Genomic DNA, 20,763 nt, shown 5'->3' on the forward strand with positions numbered 1-20,763 from the left:
CTCATTATAATCCGCGCCATCTCGTACGCTGGTACAGACAACAACAGAATAATTTACAGAGGTAAAAATGGCTATTGAACGTACTTTTTCCATCATAAAACCGAATGCGGTAGCAAAAAACGTCATTGGTAATATCTTTGCGCGCTTTGAAGCTGCAGGGTTCAAAATTGTCGGCACCAAAATGCTGCACCTGACCGTTGAACAGGCTCGTGGCTTTTATGCTGAACACGATGGAAAACCGTTCTTTGATGGTCTGGTTGAATTCATGACCTCTGGCCCGATCGTGGTTTCCGTGCTGGAAGGTGAAAACGCCGTTCAGCGTCACCGCGATCTGCTGGGCGCGACCAATCCGGCAAATGCACTGGCCGGTACTCTGCGTGCTGATTACGCTGACAGCCTGACCGAAAACGGTACCCACGGTTCTGATTCCGTTGAATCTGCCGCTCGCGAAATCGCCTACTTCTTTGGTGAAGGCGAAGTGTGCCCGCGCACGCGTTAATATTTTCGTAAATGCCGCGTGCAAACGTGGCATCCATGCGCCAGAATTTGTACAATGCAGCGCCCCCGGACGAGCAGTCGCTCACCGGGGCGTTTCTTTTTTCAACCCTCCAGGGGCCATAACGTGTAATAACGAGGCCGGAATAGCATATGTCTGAACAATTAGTCACACCTGAAAACGTCACCACGAAAGATGGAAAAATCAACCTGCTGGATCTCAACCGTCAGCAGATGCGGGAGTTTTTTAAAGAATTAGGTGAAAAACCCTTCCGCGCCGATCAGGTGATGAAGTGGATGTATCATTATTGCTGCGACAACTTTGATGAGATGACCGACATCAACAAAGTGTTGCGTGGCAAGCTGAAAGAGGTGGCGGAAATCCGCGCACCGGAAGTGGTTGAAGAACAGCGTTCATCTGACGGCACCATTAAATGGGCAATTGCCGTGGGCGATCAGCGCGTTGAAACGGTATATATCCCGGAAGACGACCGCGCCACGCTTTGCGTCTCCTCGCAGGTTGGCTGTGCGCTGGAGTGTAAATTCTGTTCCACTGCCCAGCAAGGTTTCAACCGTAACCTGCGGGTGTCGGAAATTATTGGCCAGGTGTGGCGTGCGGCGAAAATCGTCGGCGCAGCAAAAGTCACCGGTCAACGTCCGATCACTAACGTAGTGATGATGGGTATGGGCGAGCCGCTGCTCAACCTGAACAACGTCGTTCCGGCGATGGAAATCATGCTCGACGACTTTGGCTTTGGCTTGTCTAAACGTCGCGTGACGCTCTCTACATCGGGTGTTGTTCCGGCTCTGGATAAACTGGGCGATATGATTGACGTTGCGCTGGCAATTTCTCTGCACGCGCCGAACGACGAAATTCGTGACGAAATTGTACCGATCAACAAAAAGTACAATATCGAAACTTTCCTCGCTGCAGTACGCCGCTATCTGGAAAAGTCCAATGCCAATCAGGGGCGCGTCACCATTGAATACGTGATGCTTGACCACGTTAACGACGGTACAGAGCATGCGCATCAACTGGCGGAATTGCTGAAAGATACGCCGTGTAAGATCAACCTGATTCCGTGGAACCCGTTCCCGGGCGCGCCGTATGGCCGCAGTTCGAACAGTCGTATCGATCGCTTCTCAAAAGTGTTGATGAGTTATGGTTTCACAACCATCGTGCGTAAAACGCGTGGGGATGATATCGATGCAGCCTGCGGGCAATTAGCGGGTGAGGTTATCGACCGTACTAAACGGACCCTGCGCAAACGGATGCAGGGTGAAGCCATCGACGTGAAAACGGTTTGATGTCTTTTACGCCACGGTTATTTTTTGTACCGTGGCGTAATCTTTTATGAATATAGCATTCAGTTGCAATTGTCTGATCAATATTAACGGTGCGTTTTTGCTGACTTTAAGGCAGTATGTAACGATGCAACAGTAAGTTAGCTTTGATTCATGTGGGCTTTGTCATGAGCACACAGACAGTCTTATACTGTATGATAAGCGTTAACTTAATGGATGTCTCGCGGTGTGGGTGAGCATGATGACTCATCGGCATCTCAATTCTCATTTAAACGTACCTGCAGCGAATGAATACTGAAGCCACGCACGACCAAAATGAAGCACTTACTACCGGCACTCGCTTGCGTAATGCCCGCGAACAACTTGGACTTAGCCAGCAAGCCGTTGCCGAACGACTTTGTCTGAAGGTTTCCACGGTACGCGATATTGAAGAAGATAAGGCGCCAGCCGACCTTGCATCAACATTCCTGCGCGGGTATATCCGGTCTTATGCACGTCTGGTGCATATTCCGGAAGAAGAACTGCTGCCGGGGCTGGAAAAACAGGCTCCGCTACGGGCCGCAAAAGTTGCGCCTATGCAGAGTTTCTCTCTCGGCAAGCGGCGTAAAAAACATGATGGCTGGCTGATGACCTTCACCTGGCTGGTGTTATTTGTGGTGATTGGACTGAGCGGTGCCTGGTGGTGGCAAGATCACAAAGCCCAGCAGGAAGAGATCACGACTATGGCCGATCAGACCACAGCGGAACTGAACGGTAATAGCGGCCAGGCGCAGAGCGTGCCGTTAGATACCTCATCAAACGCCAGCCAGAGTGACTCCACTACGACGTCAGCACCTGCAGATACTACTGCTGCAAACACGCAAACGTCAGACGTGACCACGCCAGCACCTGCCGTTGAACCACAGCAGAACGCGGTTGTTCCGCCTTCGCAGGCGAATGTGGATACCGCTGCTACGACCGCGCCAACTGCAACGACGCCAGATGACGCGGCACCACTGCCAACCGATCAGGCTGGTGTGACCACGCCGGCGGCTGACCCGAATGCACTGGTGATGAACTTTACTGCCGATTGCTGGCTGGAAGTTACTGATGCTACCGGTAAAAAACTGTTCAGCGGGATGCAGCGTAAAGACGGTAATTTGAATTTAACCGGCCAGGCACCGTATAAACTGAAAATTGGTGCGCCGGCCGCAGTACAGATCCAGTATCAAGGGAAACCTGTCGATCTGAGTCGTTTTATCAGAACTAACCAGGTTGCGCGTCTGACCCTAAATGCCGAACAATCACCGGCGCAGTAACAGACGGGTAACGCGGGAGATTTTGCATGCATAACCAGGCTCCAATTCAACGTAGAAAATCAACACGTATTTACGTTGGGAATGTGCCGATTGGCGATGGAGCTCCCATCGCCGTACAGTCCATGACTAATACGCGTACAACGGATGTCGAAGCGACGGTCAATCAAATCAAGGCGCTGGAACGTGTTGGTGCCGATATCGTCCGTGTTTCAGTACCGACGATGGACGCGGCAGAAGCGTTCAAACTCATCAAACAGCAGGTTAACGTACCGCTGGTTGCCGATATCCACTTTGACTATCGCATTGCGCTAAAAGTGGCGGAATACGGCGTCGATTGCCTGCGCATTAACCCAGGAAATATCGGTAATGAAGAGCGCATTCGCATGGTGGTTGACTGTGCGCGCGATAAAAACATTCCGATCCGTATTGGTGTTAACGCGGGATCGCTGGAAAAAGATCTGCAAGAAAAGTATGGCGAACCGACGCCGCAGGCGTTGCTGGAGTCCGCCATGCGCCATGTTGATCATCTTGATCGTCTGAACTTCGATCAGTTTAAAGTCAGTGTCAAAGCGTCAGACGTTTTCCTGGCAGTAGAATCTTATCGTCTGCTGGCAAAACAGATCGATCAGCCGCTGCATCTTGGGATCACCGAAGCCGGCGGGGCGCGCAGCGGGGCGGTGAAATCGGCCATCGGTTTAGGTCTGTTGCTGTCTGAAGGCATTGGCGACACGCTGCGCGTTTCGCTGGCTGCCGATCCGGTTGAAGAGATCAAAGTCGGTTTCGATATCCTGAAATCGCTGCGGATCCGTTCGCGCGGGATCAACTTCATCGCCTGCCCGACCTGTTCTCGTCAGGAGTTTGATGTCATTGGTACGGTTAATGCACTTGAGCAGCGTCTGGAAGATATCATTACTCCGATGGACGTATCGATCATTGGTTGCGTGGTGAATGGCCCTGGCGAGGCACTGGTTTCTACACTCGGCGTCACGGGCGGCAACAAGAAAAGCGGCCTTTATGAAGACGGCGTTCGTAAAGACCGTCTGGACAACAATGACATGATCGACCAGCTGGAAGCGCGCATTCGTGCGAAAGCCAGTCAACTGGACGAAGCGCGTCGAATTGACGTTCAGCAGGTTGAAAAATAATAACGTGATGGGAAGCGCCTCGCTTCCCGTGTATGATTGAACCCGCATAGCTCCCGAAACATTTACGGAAGCGCTGAGGGTTCATTTTTATATTCAGAAAGAGAATAAACGTGGCAAAAAACATTCAAGCCATTCGCGGCATGAACGATTACCTGCCTGGCGAAACGGCCATCTGGCAGCGCATTGAAGGCACACTGAAAAACGTGCTCGGCAGCTACGGTTACAGTGAAATCCGCTTGCCGATTGTAGAGCAGACCCCGCTATTCAAACGTGCGATTGGTGAAGTCACCGACGTGGTTGAAAAAGAGATGTATACCTTTGAGGATCGTAATGGCGACAGCCTGACTCTGCGACCTGAAGGGACGGCGGGCTGTGTACGCGCCGGCATCGAGCATGGTCTTCTGTACAATCAGGAACAGCGTCTGTGGTATATCGGGCCGATGTTCCGTCACGAGCGTCCGCAGAAAGGGCGTTATCGTCAGTTCCATCAATTGGGCTGCGAAGTTTTCGGTCTGCAAGGTCCGGATATTGACGCTGAACTTATCATGCTTACTGCTCGCTGGTGGCGTGCGCTGGGTATCTCTGAACACGTTACCCTCGAACTGAACTCAATCGGTTCACTGGAAGCGCGAGCGAACTACCGCGATGCTTTAGTTGCGTTCCTCGAACAGCATAAAGAAAAACTGGACGAAGACTGCAAACGCCGCATGTACACCAACCCGCTGCGCGTGCTGGATTCCAAAAATCCGGAAGTGCAGGCGTTACTCAACGACGCTCCGGCGTTAGGCGATTATCTTGATGAGGAGTCGCGCGAGCATTTTGCTGGTCTGTGCAAACTGCTCCAGAGTGCAGGTATTGCCTACACCGTCAACCAGCGTCTGGTGCGTGGTCTGGATTACTACAATCGTACCGTTTTCGAATGGGTGACTAACAGCCTCGGTTCCCAGGGGACTGTGTGCGCAGGTGGTCGTTATGACGGTCTGGTGGAACAACTGGGTGGCCGTGCAACGCCGGCAGTAGGTTTTGCGATGGGCCTTGAACGTCTTGTGTTGTTAGTTCAGGCAGTTAATCCGGAATTTAAAGCCGATCCCGTTGTCGATATATACCTGGTGGCTTCAGGCACCGATACACAATCTGCGGCGCTGGCATTAGCTGAACGTCTGCGTGATGAATTACCGGGCGTGAAATTGATGACCAACCACGGCGGCGGCAACTTTAAGAAACAGTTCGCCCGTGCTGATAAATGGGGCGCACGCGTTGCTGTGGTGCTGGGTGAGTCCGAAGTGGCCAACGGCACGGCAGTAGTGAAGGATTTGCGCTCTGGTGAGCAAACGGCAGTTGCGCAGGATAGCGTAGCCGCGCATTTGCGCACGTTACTGGGTTAAGGAAGGAGAAGGACAGCGTGGAAATTTACGAGAACGAAAACGACCAGGTTGAAGCGGTTAAACGCTTTTTTGCTGAGAATGGTAAAGCACTGGCTGTTGGGGTGATTTTGGGCGTTGGCGCACTGATTGGCTGGCGCTACTGGAACAACCATCAGGTTGATTCCGCACGCTCCGCTTCTCTTGCCTATCATAATGCGGTTACCGCAGTGAGCGAAGGCAAACCAGACAGCATTCCGGCGGCGGAAAAATTCGCCGCTGAAAATAAAAATACTTATGGCGCGCTGGCTTCTTTGGAACTTGCGCAGCAATTTGTTGACAAAAATGAACTAGAGAAAGCTGCCGCCCAATTGCAACAAGGGTTGGCGGACACGAGCGATGAAAATCTCAAAGCCGTGATAAATCTGCGTCTTGCCCGAGTTCAGGTGCAGCTCAAGCAGGCTGATGCCGCGCTGAAAACCCTTGAAACCATTAAAGGTGAAGGGTGGGCTGCCATTGTTGCCGACCTGCGTGGTGAAGCATTGTTGAGCAAAGGTGATAAGCAAGGTGCGCGTAGTGCATGGGAAGCAGGCGTGAAAAGCGATGCTACCCCGGCACTGAGCGAAATGATGCAGATGAAAATTAATAATTTGTCCATCTGAGAGGGACCCGATGCAATTGCGTAAATTACTGCTGCCAGGACTGCTTTCCGTTACTCTTTTAAGCGGCTGTTCGCTGTTTAACAGCGAAGAAGATGTGGTAAAGATGTCCCCATTGCCGACCGTTGAAAACCAGTTTACGCCGACAACGGCGTGGAGCACCTCTGTTGGTAGCGGCATTGGCAACTTCTATTCTAATCTTCATCCGGCACTGGCGGACAACGTTGTCTATGCAGCGGACCGCGCTGGTTTAGTAAAAGCGATGAATGCGGATGACGGCAAAGAAATCTGGTCTGTCAGTCTGGCCGAGAAAGATGGCTGGTTATCTAAAGAGCCGGCATTGCTTTCTGGCGGCGTGACCGTAGCAGGTGGTCACGTTTACATTGGCAGCGAAAAGGCGCAGGTTTACGCGCTGAATACCAGCGATGGTACAGTAGCATGGCAAACTAAAGTTGCGGGTGAAGCACTTTCTCGCCCGGTGGTTAGCGATGGTCTGGTGCTTATCCACACCAGTAACGGTCAGTTGCAAGCGCTGAATGAAGCAGACGGTGCGGTTAAATGGACTGTTAACCTCGATATGCCTTCGCTCTCTTTGCGTGGCGAATCTGCGCCAGCAACCGCATTTGGTGCGGCAGTCGTTGGTGGTGATAATGGCCGCGTCAGTGCAGTGCTGATGCAACAGGGCCAGATGATTTGGCAACAGCGTATCTCCCAGGCGACCGGTTCAACCGAAATCGACCGTTTGAGCGATGTTGATACTACGCCAGTAGTTGTGAACGGTGTTGTTTTCGCGCTGGCCTATAATGGTAACCTGACGGCGCTTGATTTGCGCAGTGGTCAGATTATGTGGAAACGCGAACTGGGTTCGGTGAATGATTTCATCGTCGACGGTAACCGTATCTATCTGGTTGATCAAAATGACCGGGTAATGGCGTTGACCATCGATGGTGGCGTGACGCTGTGGACACAAAGCGATCTGCTGCACCGCCTGCTGACTTCTCCGGTGCTGTATAATGGCAACCTGGTGGTGGGTGACAGTGAAGGTTATCTGCACTGGATTAACGTCGAAGATGGTCGTTTTGTTGCCCAGCAAAAAGTTGATAGCTCCGGCTTCCAGACCGAACCGGTTGCCGCTGATGGCAAACTGCTGATCCAGGCAAAAGACGGGACTGTGTACTCCATTACACGTTAATCGTCTCTGTCGTTCACTTTGAAAACGGCTCCTGGACAGGGGCCGTTTTCCTGTTTTTAACAACGACGCAAAAAGAGCGCTCGTTGTCTGATGATTTATAAAAATGAGGCTTTAAACATGGTACCTGTGGTCGCGCTTGTCGGGCGCCCTAACGTAGGAAAATCCACGTTATTTAACCGTCTAACTCGCACCCGAGATGCGCTGGTTGCGGATTTCCCGGGTCTGACTCGTGACCGTAAGTACGGTCGTGCAGAAATTGAAGGCCGCGAGTTTATCTGTATTGATACCGGCGGTATTGACGGTACAGAAGACGGTGTTGAAACCCGCATGGCGGAACAGTCGCTGCTGGCGATTGAAGAAGCAGACGTTGTACTGTTTATGGTTGATGCGCGTGCGGGTCTGATGCCGGCGGATGAAGCCATTGCCAAACATCTGCGTTCCCGCGAAAAGCCAACTTTTCTGGTGGCGAACAAAACCGATGGACTGGACCCGGATCAAGCAATCGTTGATTTTTATTCACTCGGTTTAGGTGAAATCTACCCAATTGCCGCTTCGCATGGTCGTGGCGTATTAAGTCTGCTGGAGCACGTGCTGCTGCCGTGGATGGAAGATATCGCGCCGCAAGAAGAAGTGGATGAAGACGCCGAATACTGGGCGCAATTTGAAGCGCAAGAGAACGGCGAGGAAGAAGAAGAGGAAGACGACTTCGACCCGCAAAGTCTGCCAATCAAACTGGCGATTGTTGGTCGCCCGAACGTCGGTAAGTCTACGCTCACTAACCGTATTCTCGGTGAAGAGCGTGTTGTGGTTTACGACATGCCAGGCACTACGCGTGACAGTATTTACATTCCAATGGAACGCGATGGACGTGAGTATGTACTTATTGACACCGCAGGCGTACGTAAACGCGGAAAAATCACCGATGCGGTAGAAAAATTCTCCGTAATCAAAACGTTGCAGGCGATTGAAGATGCCAACGTGGTAATGCTGGTGATTGATGCGCGCGAAGGTATTTCCGATCAGGATCTCTCCCTGCTGGGCTTTATTCTCAATAGTGGGCGCTCACTTGTGATTGTGGTGAACAAGTGGGATGGCCTGAGTCAGGAAGTGAAAGAGCAGGTGAAAGAGACGCTGGACTTCCGTCTGGGTTTTATCGATTTTGCTCGCGTGCATTTTATCTCTGCATTGCACGGCAGCGGTGTTGGAAACCTGTTTGAATCGGTGCGTGAAGCTTATGACAGTTCCACCCGTCGTGTGGGAACGTCTATGCTGACACGAATTATGACCATGGCTGTTGAAGATCATCAACCGCCGCTGGTACGTGGTCGTCGTGTGAAGCTGAAGTATGCTCACGCCGGTGGTTATAACCCGCCGATTGTGGTGATTCACGGTAACCAGGTGAAAGACCTGCCAGATTCCTACAAGCGTTATCTGATGAATTATTTCCGTAAGTCTCTGGACGTGATGGGTACGCCGATTCGTATTCAGTTCAAGGAAGGGGAAAACCCGTATGCGAACAAGCGTAACACTCTGACACCGACCCAGATGCGTAAACGTAAACGCCTGATGAAGCATATTAAGAAAAGTAAGTAATTACTTATGTGGTTTCCCTTTCCGTATGGAAAGGGAAAGCCATGAAAATATGAGGATCATTTATGGAACTTAGCTGCCCAATCTGCCAAAACCCTCTCGAACGTAATGGCGAGGCTGCTCACTGCGCAACGTGCAACAAAGATTTCATAGTCCAGGCTCTTTGTCCTGACTGCCACCAACCATTGCAGGTATTAAAAGCGTGTGGTGCGGTGGATTATTTCTGCCAGCATGGTCACGGTTTAATTTCTAAAACCCGTATTGAATTTATCATTGCTTAATATCACGGGAATATATGATTTTGCATTATATATTCCTAATTTAAATATTATAATCTCTTTCCTATTAAATTAACGACAAAATAAAAATGTATAAAATCACATTATTATAACTTTAATATTATATTTAGCACTTATGACGTGCAGTTTCTGCGTTATCTGGCATACAATGTCAGACATTATTTCAGAATTGAATTTCCACAGGGAAAAACATGCTGCGATGGATCCGCTATATAACGCTAATATTTATCTCTGGTGCTGCTTATGCGGCACCAGAGATAAATAGTAAGCAAAGCGAATCATCATTGCCCGATCTGGCAAGCGAGGCTGCTCAACTAGAAGAACAAAGTAACAAAGGTAAATCCTTCAAGGAACGTGGTGCCAACTACGTTACCGAGTCCGCCCAACAGGGCTTTGAGAACCTGACTCCAGAAGCTCTTGAATCCCAGGCGAGAAGCTATCTGCAAGGCCAAATCACCTCATCCGCACAGTCTTATATCGAAGGTGCACTTTCTCCTTATGGTAAAGTTCGCTCTAACCTTTCCATCGGTCAGGATGGCTCGCTGGACGGCAGTTCAATCGACTATTTTGTCCCCTGGTATGATAATCAGAGCACCGTCTATTTCAGTCAGTTTTCTGCGCAACGAAAAGAAGATCGCACGATAGGTAATATAGGTTTAGGTGTAAGACATAATTTTGATAAATGGTTATTGGGTGGAAATATATTTTATGATTATGATTTCACCCGCGGACATCGCCGTTTAGGTTTAGGAACAGAAGCCTGGACGGATTATTTAAAATTTTCTGGTAACTATTATCATCCGCTTTCAGACTGGAAAGATTCAAAAGATTTTGATTTCTATTTAGAAAGACCCGCACGTGGCTGGGATGTTCGGGCGGAAGCCTGGCTACCATCTTATCCGCAGCTGGGGGGCAAAATTGTTTTCGAGCAATATTATGGTGACGAAGTGGCGCTCTTCGGCACCGATAATTTAGAAAAAGATCCCTATGCAGTGACGCTTGGCGTGAACTATCAACCCGTTCCGTTACTGACGGTCGGGACGGACTATAAAGCAGGTACTGGAGATAACAGTGATCTTAGTGTTAACGCCACGATTAACTATCAGTTCGGTGTTCCGCTAAAAGAACAACTGAATAGCGATAACGTTAAAGTCGCTCACTCGCTGATGGGCAGCCGTCATGACTTCGTTGAGCGTAATAATTTTATTGTTCTGGAATATAAAGAAAAAGATCCTCTCGACGTTACGTTATGGCTGAAGGCTGACGCCACCAATGAACACCCGGATTGTGTCATTAAGGACACACCCGAAGCTGCGGTGGGGCTGGAAAAATGTAAGTGGACCATTAACGCGCTAATCAACCATCACTATAAAATTGTCGTCGCCTCGTGGCAGGCGAAAAACAATGCTGCCCGTACGCTGGTAATGCCTGTTGTAAAAGCGAATACCATCACGGAAGGTAACAACAACCACTGGAATCTGGTGCTGCCAGCCTGGCAGTACAGCTCAGATCCTGCCGAACAGGAAAAACTCAATACCTGGCGCGTGCGTCTGGCGCTGGAAGATGAAAAGGGCAATCGGCAAAACTCAGGCGTGGTGGAAATTACCGTTCAGCAGGACCGCAAAATTGAGCTGATCGTCAATAATATCGCAGATGTGCCGGATGAGAACAATCATAGCCACGAAGCCAGCGCTCAGGCGGATGGCGTCGATGGCGTGGTGATGGATCTCGACGTTACCGATAGCTTTGGTGATGACACGGACCGTAACGGCGATGCGCTACCTGAAGATGGCCTGAGTCCGCAGCTTTACGATGCTCAGGATAAAAAGGTAACCCTCACCAATAAACCCTGTTCAACCGAGAATCCCTGCGTCTTTATCGCCAAACAGGATAAAGAAAAAGGTACCGTTACGCTCTCCAGTACGCTTCCCGGTACTTTCCGCTGGAAAGCGAAAGCTGCTCCGTATGATGACAGTAACTATGTCGATGTAACTTTCCTCGGCGCGGGGGGCAATGATGTTAATGCCTTTATCTACCGTGTATCCGCGACTAACCCTGTCAATCTTATCGGTAATGAGAAAGAGCATTTGCCTGTTGATAATTCCTATCGCTTTGTCTTGTGGCGCGATGCTAACAAAGATGGCGTTTTCCAGCAGTCGGAAAAACTGACGGAAGAGGAAATGGCGCAATACGACTACCAATGGGAATTTACCGGACACAGCGTCAATGGCTACACCGGTGCCCAAACGAATACCAGTAATGAAGATATTGTCATCCCTGCCACTAACGAGGAAGCCGTACAAAAATTTGGCGCCCAAAAAGAAGATGGCGTGCAGGGATATGGATTACGTGTGGTTTACAGCAAGCACTAGATCGGCGTAATGGCCGATCGGCCAGTCGCTGGATATTAATCAAGGAGAGAATTGAATGAACAATAATTTAACGCGGCCATTGACGAAAGTCGCGCTGGCGCTGGCTTTAGCGGGGTACTGTGTGGTGCCTGCTGCAATGGCTGAAGGGCAGGGTAATCTTAGAGCTGGTCAGTGGCAATCAGAATCACAGACTACCGGTACCATTCAGGGGACCGTGCCGTGGATCACCCGTAGCGCGTCAGAAACGAGCGATGCTGATAAATCTCATGTCACTATTACTATTGATCGCGGTGGACGTTCTGCTTCAACCGATGGCGAGAAGCAATTTCATGTTGGCGACAAGCTAACTGCAAACTGGGCCATTGGCGATACCCAGGGGGACCTTGACGACAACAACACAGCTACCAAAGCGACACTTCAGTGGATGAGCTTTAGCGACCAGGCGGGGGGCGATCCAAAACCGATAGGTACAGTTGGCAGTGACACTTACACCATCGCTGCAGCAGATGCCGATCGATACATAGGCTTGAAGATCACGCCAACCACTACTACCGGTGATCCAAACGTGGCGGTGGAAGTGGTCATGTTAGACCTCTCTACAAACGCTGGTGGTGGTTCTGACAGCGATGATATTCCTGAAGGTCCGGTGTTTGATGATGCAGTTCATGTGGTCATCCATGAGCAAGGTGTCAATACCAACCTGCTGGGCAAAGATACCAAACTCAAAACCAATACCACCTATCAGGTCATGCTGTGGAAAGATAAAAACAGCAACGGATCCTACGATACGGGCGAAGAAGTTACTAATCAGTACAACTACCGCTGGCGCTTTACTGGCACCAGTCTGCAGTTGGGGACGACGGGTGGGCTTGTCAACCCGAGCTACAACAACAGCGACCTGGTTATTCCGGTTACCAACGCCGAAGCGAAAACCGCGTTCGACTACAGCGAAGGCGGACTCACACTTGGCGCCGATGGTGTCCAGGGCTACGGTTTGTCCATCGACTACCAGAGAAAATAATTTTTACCAGCACCATTCCCCTTGGGGAATGGTGCTTTTCCGCGCACTTTGCTTAACCTGCGTTAAGCAAAGTGGGTTGAGGTAAGAAAGTAACGTTAACGGGCAGGTTTCACTCATGGGCGGGAAATTGAAACGCGTAAAAATGGTGATGGCTTTTTTAATGCTTACTCTGGCTACGCCAGCAGTAGCAGCATTGAAAGGAGGCCAATGGCAACATGTTGACGTTTCAACGGATGCCATAAACGGCACCCCTCCCATAGCAGACAGCGCCAGCGTACCCGTTTATCAGGGCAGCATCCAGTTAGATCCCAGCAAAGAACACGATGTTGCATTTAGCTCCACACCGGGTAATTTCAGCGTGGATGCTACCGCAACCAGTATGTTGCTCATTAACCAGCACGATACCGAAGGCGATCTTTTTGCCAACCCGCCACTGTTGCGCTGGGAAAACCAGACGTTACCTGCTGTCTCGTTGGTTTGGGCTGAAGCTGCGACGCCGGATGCGCCGCTTAGTCCGCAACCTCGCCCGGATCGCTCCTTCTGCGCGCAAAACCTTGCCGGACATAAGCTGGTGGTGATCCCTCAGTTTGACCCGAAAGAAACTCTGCCCACGCTGGATCTGTTCACCCTGACCGGTATACCTAACCGGGGCTCGGTATTATTGAGTGAACAGCAGGTGACGTTAAATATTGCGCCTGCTCAGGGCGATTTGGTGACCGTTGCTGCCGCGGGTTATGACGATACGCTGAAGGCGTCAAGAGCCAAAGTTGGCGAAACCATCACGTTAACCGTGACCACTAAGGACTGTCAGGGCAATCCGGCGGGTAATATCCCATTTACCATCAAGCGCGGCGATGCGATAAATCGTCAGACAATGGTGAACAATACCGGTCCGGTAAAGCTGGACAGCACAGAACTGACCACTACGGCGACAGAGTACCGTGGTACTACGGATGCCAATGGTTCCGCCACGGTACAGGTGACGCAGTCAAATGGCCCCGGTGTAAAAACGCCGCTGATCGTCGGTTTGCCCGGTATTTCGCAGACCAGCGAAACGGCAGTCATTTTTACTGTGCTCACCAGCCCGGACGTACCGCAAGCCAATATGTGGGGCCATATGCCCAACACACTGAAGGCGCAGCAGTACACCTTTACCCGGCCGAAACTGGCGGCGGAAGTCTCTAATGAAGACGGCACGGTTGACGATCATAACGAAACCTGGTCCACCTTTATCTGGAGTGGCGCGGATAACCACTGCGATATTTTGCCCGGTATGCGCCAGTTTGGCGCGCTGGCAACCGTGATTCCAACGACCATCCAGAATGTTGCAGGTTGGCCAATAGCGAACAACTATTACTGGTCTTCTCTGGCGGGGACCACCGGGCAGCACCATGCTGCGGATGTCTCCAACCGCAGCGAAGCGCAGAAACCGGATGATACCCGGTTCATCGTGAGCTGCGTCGACAAAGAAGCGCCTGATGTTGAGCCTGAACTGATTCTCACGTCAGATGATTATGACGACACTTTACAGGCGGTGAGAGTAGCTGTCGGCGACGAAACGAATATGCGCCTGACCATTACCGATAAGAAAAATAATAACCAGCCGCTGGCGTACTACTATTTCTCACTGCATCTGGATGACGGCGTTAACCGCAAAGGGGAAAGTAATGCGGCCTGGGAAGCAAACCCGGTACAGATAGACACAGGGGGCGATCTGCAAAAAGTGGACGCTCATAATTATGAGGGCATGACGGATGTTAACGGTCAGGCAACGTTAACTCTGCGTCAGCCCGGCGGTGTAGGGGTGAAAACGCACCTCACAGCGCAAATGCGCAGCAACTTTACTGCGTCAGACACCAAAGATGTGATTTTTGCCGTTATCACCAGCCCGGATGTGCCGCAGGCGCGCATGTGGGGATATATGGGTAACGGCATCATTGAAAAGGGTAACCTGTTCAAACGTCCTCGCCTGGCAGATGAAACAACCAATGAACTTGGCTCAATTCGTGAAAATAACGAAGACTGGGCGTTATTCGACCAGAACACCAGTATGCAAGCAGAGTGCGGTGTCGGGCATATACCGAGTCAGCGTTCACTAACTGCGTTATTCAATGGTCACCCTGGAAATGCAATTGGCACGGAGTACGGCTGGCCAACGGTAAAACAAGATTACCTGACAGCGGCGGAGCAGGTCGACTCGCATTCCTCCGTTGATCTGGGAAATGGTGATATCGATAGCTATTCTGGCTTTAAACAAAACTATCTCACCTGTTCTGCCAATGAACTGATTGCTCAGGTGGTGGTGGATACCGACAAAGACACGACGCCTGATTCCAGGATAGCCAAAGCTAAGGTAGGCGAGAAAATCACCATGACGGTTCATACCGTCAATGCTCAGAATGGTGCGCCTGTGCCGTTTACTGCTTTTACCATCACTAAAGATATGGGCTTAAGTCGTGCCGGTAAAACAACTGATTTTACCGACCCCACCAGCGGCGCATTAACCATGAATGGCGTACAGTACGGTACTTCGCAGCCTTCAACCGTTTATTCTGGTACTACGGATGCACAGGGCGCGGCCACCGTTGTGATCGAACAACCGCAAGGCGTGGGGCTAAGAACGCCGCTGAACATCACGCCGACCAATTCGGTGCTTCCTAATACCGTTAACTACTCCGTGGTATTTACCACGGTTACCAGCCCGGATGTAACTGGTGCGCGGATGTGGGGGCATATGGATGACACCATAAAAGTCGACTCCCTGATCTTTGAGCGCCCTAAACTGGCTGCGGAAGTTAACGAGAAGAATTTTATTACCGAGAATAATGAAGACTGGGCGCGTGTTGCACAGGAAGATATTGCCAATACCGATTTCGGAGGCTGTGGTGTAAACAAAGTCCCTCTGAAAACACAGCTTACCTCGTTATATGACGCCAACAATAACAACGCTATTCAGACCGTTCACGGCTGGCCGACTCAGCGTGAGGAATACTGGACCAGCACGCCAGCCGATAAAACACCCGTCCTGTATTCTCAGTGGCTGAATAATGGCTCGCTGGTGGCTAACAATACGGATCCCATTTATGTCAGTTGCCTGGCAACGGCGAACGCCCCGGCAAGCCAGATTACGCTGGAAGTCGTCAACCAGGCGCAGTGGAATGGCACATTGAAGGCTGCGAAGCTGAAAAAAGGCGAAACCTTACAGGTTAAGGTTACGGTAAAAGATGCGGCAGGCAATCCGATGCCGGATATGCCATTTACCTTTAACCGTGGTGATGGCTATACCCGTAATCCCGTTGAAAAACATATTGCAGGCAGCGATGACGGTATTGTTGCCCCGGTGGTGGTAGATGGCGAGTCGCTGAACGATACGGCAACTGTCCACGCCGCTATAACTGGCAGCGACGGCACGAAAATTCTTAATATCACTCGCCCGGATGCGCACGGCACCAAAACGGCCATTACCGTCGGGCTTTATTCCGATCCGACGATCAAGGCGACCATGGACACCATTTTCACCGTGGTCACCAGCCCGGATACCGGCAAAGCGAAAATGTGGGGCCATATGCCGGAAACGCTGTCGGCAGGCGGGCTGACGTTTAAACGCCCGATTCTGTTTACAGAACTAACCGGCAGCCCAGGCAATAAACGCAAAGGCCCGGAAGAGGATAATGAGATTTGGGCGTTGTTTACGGAGGCTCAGGCGGCCAAGGTCAATAATGGTGGCTGTGGCGCGGATTACATTCCGACGCAGGACGCACTGATCTCGCTCTCTGGCGGTTGGGGGGGCCATGCGGTTGATGGCTGGCCTGTTCTGAGAAATTACGATTCCAGCACGCCGGATCAGGCCAGTACTGGCGATCGTAAATATAAAAGCGTGAAGCTGAGTGATGGCACCAGTGGCAGCCTGGCAACCGCTGATTTTGGCTATCTGACCTGCCAGACCACGGCGAATCCTGTGGTGAAAACGATTGAACTTAGCTCTGCTCAGACCGCGAAATATGATGGAATTGACGCGGTAAAAGTCAGAACTAACTACAGTGTTTTCGGGGATCAGTTAACCATGACGGTGACAACTCGTGATGCACAGGGGAACCCGCTGGGTTATGCACCGTTTACCTTAATTCATGGTACTACCGTGCCCCGCACGATGAATTCGATAACTATCGATAATTATTCACGACTGATATACGTTCAGGACAGTTATAATAATGCATCTACCTATCTTGATGATGGTAGACGTTACTACAGTATGACAGGGGCTGACGGTACATTAACCTTTACGATGCATCAGCCCAATCAAGGCATGGGAACGCGCATTCCGTTGACGGCGCAACTGGATAGCGGAGCGACATCGAATGTTCTAAGCGCGATTTTCACCACCATTACCAGCCCGGATACGCCGAAAGCGAACTTCTGGGGATACATGCCGGAAACCCTGTCCGCCCAAAATGGTAAGGTTTTCAATCGCCCATTGTTGAAAAAAGAGGCAGGATCTTCGGCCTCGTTAACCATTAATAACGAAGACTGGCAGCAGGTCACCATTACTCAGGCGCAGGATGGTACACAGGGGGGCTGTAAAGATGCATTGCCGCTGATGAACGATCTGCAATCACTGTATCAAGCGTATCCTTCCGGGACGCTGGAGTCCGCGCAGGGCTGGCCGCTGGATGCGACAAGACCGTTCTTCTGGTCGCGTAATGTGGCTTCAGGGAGTGATGTCACATCGCCAAACTGGCAATATATGAATCTCCAGACCGGAACCTCAGGGCAAACAAGCGCTACATCGGTGGCCTATTCCCAGGTGTGCCTTGCGAACGCTGAGCCGATTGGCAATATCGCCCTTACCTCTGCGCCAGCAAACTGGAACAGCACGTTGTCTGCGGGCAAAGTGAAGAAAGGGGACGCACTGCCGGTCACCGTGACGGTCACTCGCCCTGACGGCTCGCCGGCGGCGTATGAGTCGGTGAGTATCCAGCGCGGCGTCAGTATGCTGCGAGCTAACGACACTGTCGACGGCTCAGTTTCGTCTGACAATCTCACGGTGAATGCCTTCAATCCAGCGCAAACATTCTCAAGTGCGGTTTTAACCGGGCAGAATAATCAAAATTATCTGTTTATCCAGACCGATGCACAGGGACAGGTGACGTTTAACCTGCGCCAGGATGACACCACCGGGTTGAGAACACCAATGAGCGCCACAGCATTTGGTAGCAGCGCCAGACTAAACGCGCCGATGGATGCTATTTTCACGGTGATTACCAGCCCTGACAGCGATAAAGCCAATATGTGGGGTCATATGCCGGAGACGGCGACGGCGGCAGACGGTACGGTATTTGTGCGCCCGAAACTGAAGGCAGAATTACCGAATCCAATAACCGGGGCCAATAGCAAGGTGGTCGCTAGCGAAACCTGGCTTGTGCCAACTCCGGATGAGAGGGAGGATAGCGGTACTCGGGAATGTGAGGTCGCGCGGTACCCTTCAGCGGATGAGTTACGTTCTCTGAATGCTCGCTACCCTAACGGCACGATACAATCTGCAATCGGTTGGCCAGTTGTCGCAGCAGAGGATTATGGCTGGTGGACATCAGATCCAACCTGTAATACCACCGCACATGCTCGCGTGTGCCAGACGGTGAACTTGTACACCGGGGCTGTGGATACAACAAAGAGCCGTTCGCATCAGGCTTGTCTGTTGAATCCGCATAGTACCGTCTCTGCCGTGACGTTGACTTCGACGGCATTTGATAGCAGTACACAGGCGGCGAAGGTGAAAAAAGGCGAATCCATGCCAGTGACCGTCACGGTCAAAGACAGCGCCGGGAAACCGGTGCCGAACGTGGCCTTTACCCTGAAACGCGGTGATGCGGAACCGCGCAACTCTGGGGCGACTTTGTATGGCGACGTGGCGGCGATGGATGACCTGACCGTTCAGCCGCCCACTGGTGCTACGGTCATGTTATCCGACAGCGGTAATACAATACAGGGAACCACCGGCGCTGACGGTACGGCGACGTTTACTGTAAAACAGGACAATACGCCGGGCTATAAAACGCCGCTGACGGTGACGTTGAACGATAACGTCAGCATCACCGCGACGATGGACGCTATTTTCACCGTGGCGACTAGTCCGAATGTAACGAGCGCCTACTTCTGGGGGCATATGAGCGATACCGCGACGGTAAATGGTAAGACATTACATCGCCCGTTGTTGAAATCAGAGATACCTTCGAACAGTACCGCAGCCGCCGCGCCGAACGTCAACAACGAAACCTGGGCGTTGGCGCATACTGTTGATGCGACAAAATGGGATCTTGCAGATCAGTGCGGACATTTGAGTAATGCGCCGGAATACGATGATTTACAGGCGCTTCACACCAGCTTTAGCTCGTTGGGCTGGCCCTCGTCTCCCAGCTTCCCTTACTTATCGCAAAGTCGAGGAGGCGGTAATTTTTACTGCGGTATGATTGAAGCGACCGGTGCGCAGAATTGTGGTATTTCCCCCGCTAGCACGGCAGGATTTGCTACATGTTTCCCGTAATACCTTACTGACGTATTTTTCTTGTGCGCTTCACGGAGTGCACTTCGCTAATTATCAGCCCGTCTTTTAGACGGGTAGTTAACATATCACCGGCTTTCACTTGTTTGGTCTGCTTCAGCACTTCGCCATCCGTTGCGCTGGTGACGCTGTATCCGCGCGCCAGCGTGGAGAGTGGGCTCACGGCTTCAAGATGCGTCACTGCATTACCAAAGCGTTCGCGCGTGACACTGAGTTGGTTACGAAGCGTTTCCGCCAGGCGATATTCTAATTGCTGAATGCGCGTTTGCGCGCGATGGATCCGCGGTTGCGGGTTTTGATTATTCAGGCGCTGGCTAAGGTGTTGCTGTTGCTGACCTGCCCGCTTCAACCTGTTTTCCAGCGCAAAACTCATCCGTTTTTGCAGACGCTCCAGAGTGGTTTGTTGGCGTGCCAGGCGTAGCTGCGGATGCTGCTGCTGTAACCGATGATGAATTTGCGTAAAGCGTCGCGTGCGGTTGGCGAGATAATAATCCATCGCCATTTCCAGCCGCTGCTGCGCAGATTGCACCTGGCGCAACAATTCTTGCTGATTACGGCTTACGACTTCAGCAGCGGCTGACGGCGTTGGCGCGCGCAGGTCAGCGACGAAGTCAGCGATGGTTACATCAGTTTCATGGCCGACGGCACTCACCACCGGGATCCGGCTGGCAAAAATCGCCCGCGCCACGCGTTCGTCGTTAAAACTCCATAAATCTTCCAGCGAACCACCGCCGCGCCCGACGATCAAAACGTCGCATTCGTTGCGTTGATTCGCCAGTTCAATGGCACGAACGATTTGCCCCGGCGCATCATCACCCTGAACGGCAGTAGGGTAGATAATTACCGGCAAAGACGGATCTCGACGCTTTAACACATGCAAAATATCGTGCAGTGCCGCACCGGTTTTTGATGTGATCACACCAACGCAATGCGCAGGGGAGGGGAGTGGTTTTTTTAGTTGCTGATCGAACAAACCTTCCGCCTGCAACTTCGCTTTGAGTTGTTCGTACTTCTGTTGCAGCAAGCCTTCACCGGCAGGCTGCATACTTTCGACGATTATCTGATAGTCGCCGCGCGGCTCGTAGAGCGTAATATTGGCGCGAACTAAAACCTGTTGCCCATGCTGTGGGCGGAAGGTGACCCGTCGGTTGCTGTTGCGGAACATCGCACAGCGCACCTGGGCGGTATCGTCTTTGAGCGTAAAGTACCAGTGCCCGGAAGAGGGCTGGCTAAAGTTAGAGATTTCGCCGCTGATCCACACTTGCCCCATCTCCTGCTCAAGCAGCAAACGGACGGTCTGATTCAGGCGACTAACCGTAAAAATTGCGGGGGATTGAGATGGTAACATGTGAGCGAGATCAAATTCTAAATCAGCAGGTTATTCAATCGATAGTAACGTGCTGACCGGGGATCGCAAGTATTATTTGCAAAAAGGGGTAGATGCAATCGGTTACGCTCTGTATAATG

General features: G+C 51.4%; 13 protein-coding genes. 12 read left to right on the forward strand and 1 reads right to left on the reverse strand.

Features of this window, described 5'->3' with window-relative positions; all coding sequences use genetic code 11:
- The first annotated feature begins 67 nt into the window (after positions 1–67).
- The 12 genes from ndk (at position 68) to H9644_RS15620 (ending at position 19,278) form a co-directional block, all read left to right on the forward strand.
- A complete protein-coding gene (gene ndk, locus H9644_RS15565; RefSeq protein ID WP_000963837.1) occupies positions 68–499 on the forward strand; it encodes a nucleoside-diphosphate kinase in 432 nt (143 codons plus the stop codon).
- 149 nt (positions 500–648) lie between these two features.
- Positions 649–1,803, forward strand: a complete 1,155-nt coding sequence (locus H9644_RS15570) for a bifunctional tRNA (adenosine(37)-C2)-methyltransferase TrmG/ribosomal RNA large subunit methyltransferase RlmN (protein ID WP_064526215.1) — start codon at positions 649–651, stop codon at positions 1,801–1,803.
- Positions 1,804–2,087: 284 nt separating this feature from the next.
- Entirely contained in the window at positions 2,088–3,098 is a 1,011-nt protein-coding gene (gene rodZ / locus H9644_RS15575; protein WP_064526217.1) for a cytoskeleton protein RodZ, read from the forward strand.
- Between the two features lie 26 nt (positions 3,099–3,124).
- The gene (ispG, locus tag H9644_RS15580; RefSeq protein WP_000551807.1) at positions 3,125–4,243 is read left to right on the forward strand and encodes a flavodoxin-dependent (E)-4-hydroxy-3-methylbut-2-enyl-diphosphate synthase; all 1,119 of its coding nucleotides are present in this window, start codon (positions 3,125–3,127) and stop codon (positions 4,241–4,243) included.
- Positions 4,244–4,353: 110 nt separating this feature from the next.
- Positions 4,354–5,628, forward strand: a complete 1,275-nt coding sequence (gene hisS / locus H9644_RS15585) for a histidine--tRNA ligase (RefSeq protein ID WP_064526219.1) — start codon at positions 4,354–4,356, stop codon at positions 5,626–5,628.
- 17 nt (positions 5,629–5,645) lie between these two features.
- Positions 5,646–6,266: an ancillary SecYEG translocon subunit YfgM gene (gene yfgM / locus H9644_RS15590; protein WP_064526221.1), complete on the forward strand. Its 621-nt coding sequence runs from the start codon at positions 5,646–5,648 to the stop codon at positions 6,264–6,266.
- Positions 6,267–6,276: 10 nt separating this feature from the next.
- Entirely contained in the window at positions 6,277–7,455 is a 1,179-nt protein-coding gene (gene bamB, locus H9644_RS15595) for an outer membrane protein assembly factor BamB (RefSeq protein WP_064526223.1), read from the forward strand.
- Positions 7,456–7,572: 117 nt separating this feature from the next.
- Positions 7,573–9,048 (forward strand): ribosome biogenesis GTPase Der, encoded by a 1,476-nt coding sequence (der, locus tag H9644_RS15600; protein ID WP_064526988.1) that lies wholly within the window; start codon positions 7,573–7,575, stop codon positions 9,046–9,048.
- A 62-nt stretch (positions 9,049–9,110) separates the two neighbouring features.
- Positions 9,111–9,326, forward strand: a complete 216-nt coding sequence (locus H9644_RS15605) for a zinc ribbon domain-containing protein (protein WP_064526225.1) — start codon at positions 9,111–9,113, stop codon at positions 9,324–9,326.
- A gap of 209 nt (positions 9,327–9,535) precedes the next feature.
- On the forward strand, positions 9,536–11,716 hold the full coding sequence (sinH, locus tag H9644_RS15610; RefSeq protein ID WP_191775275.1) for an intimin-like inverse autotransporter SinH: 2,181 nt from the start codon (positions 9,536–9,538) through the stop codon (positions 11,714–11,716).
- A 55-nt stretch (positions 11,717–11,771) separates the two neighbouring features.
- Positions 11,772–12,737 carry a SinI family autotransporter-associated protein gene (locus H9644_RS15615; RefSeq protein WP_064526229.1) on the forward strand — a complete coding sequence of 322 codons (966 nt, stop codon included), beginning with the start codon at positions 11,772–11,774 and terminating at the stop codon, positions 12,735–12,737.
- Positions 12,738–12,852: 115 nt separating this feature from the next.
- Positions 12,853–19,278: an adhesion domain-containing protein gene (locus tag H9644_RS15620; protein WP_105289384.1), complete on the forward strand. Its 6,426-nt coding sequence runs from the start codon at positions 12,853–12,855 to the stop codon at positions 19,276–19,278.
- 4 nt (positions 19,279–19,282) lie between these two features.
- Here H9644_RS15620 and xseA read toward each other — a convergent pair whose 3' ends face one another.
- Complete coding sequence (xseA, locus tag H9644_RS15625; RefSeq protein WP_064526234.1) at positions 19,283–20,644, reverse strand: exodeoxyribonuclease VII large subunit; 1,362 nt, start codon at positions 20,642–20,644, stop codon at positions 19,283–19,285.
- Between the last annotated feature and the right edge of the window lie 119 nt (positions 20,645–20,763).

Source organism: Escherichia whittamii (genome assembly GCF_014836715.1).
Lineage (GTDB): Bacteria > Pseudomonadota > Gammaproteobacteria > Enterobacterales > Enterobacteriaceae > Escherichia > Escherichia whittamii.

Excerpts from the sequence above, each read along its gene's own strand:
- ndk (WP_000963837.1), top strand. The coding sequence starts at position 68 with ATGGCTATTGAACGTACTTTTTCCATCATAAAACCGAATGCGGTAGCA.
- H9644_RS15570 (WP_064526215.1), top strand. The coding sequence starts at position 649 with ATGTCTGAACAATTAGTCACACCTGAAAACGTCACCACGAAAGATGGA.
- rodZ (WP_064526217.1), top strand. The coding sequence starts at position 2,088 with ATGAATACTGAAGCCACGCACGACCAAAATGAAGCACTTACTACCGGC.
- ispG (WP_000551807.1), top strand. The coding sequence starts at position 3,125 with ATGCATAACCAGGCTCCAATTCAACGTAGAAAATCAACACGTATTTAC.
- bamB (WP_064526223.1), top strand. The coding sequence starts at position 6,277 with ATGCAATTGCGTAAATTACTGCTGCCAGGACTGCTTTCCGTTACTCTT.
- der (WP_064526988.1), top strand. The coding sequence starts at position 7,573 with ATGGTACCTGTGGTCGCGCTTGTCGGGCGCCCTAACGTAGGAAAATCC.
- H9644_RS15605 (WP_064526225.1), top strand. The coding sequence starts at position 9,111 with ATGGAACTTAGCTGCCCAATCTGCCAAAACCCTCTCGAACGTAATGGC.
- sinH (WP_191775275.1), top strand. The coding sequence starts at position 9,536 with ATGCTGCGATGGATCCGCTATATAACGCTAATATTTATCTCTGGTGCT.
- H9644_RS15615 (WP_064526229.1), top strand. The coding sequence starts at position 11,772 with ATGAACAATAATTTAACGCGGCCATTGACGAAAGTCGCGCTGGCGCTG.
- H9644_RS15620 (WP_105289384.1), top strand. The coding sequence starts at position 12,853 with ATGGGCGGGAAATTGAAACGCGTAAAAATGGTGATGGCTTTTTTAATG.
- xseA (WP_064526234.1), bottom strand. The coding sequence starts at position 20,644 with ATGTTACCATCTCAATCCCCCGCAATTTTTACGGTTAGTCGCCTGAAT.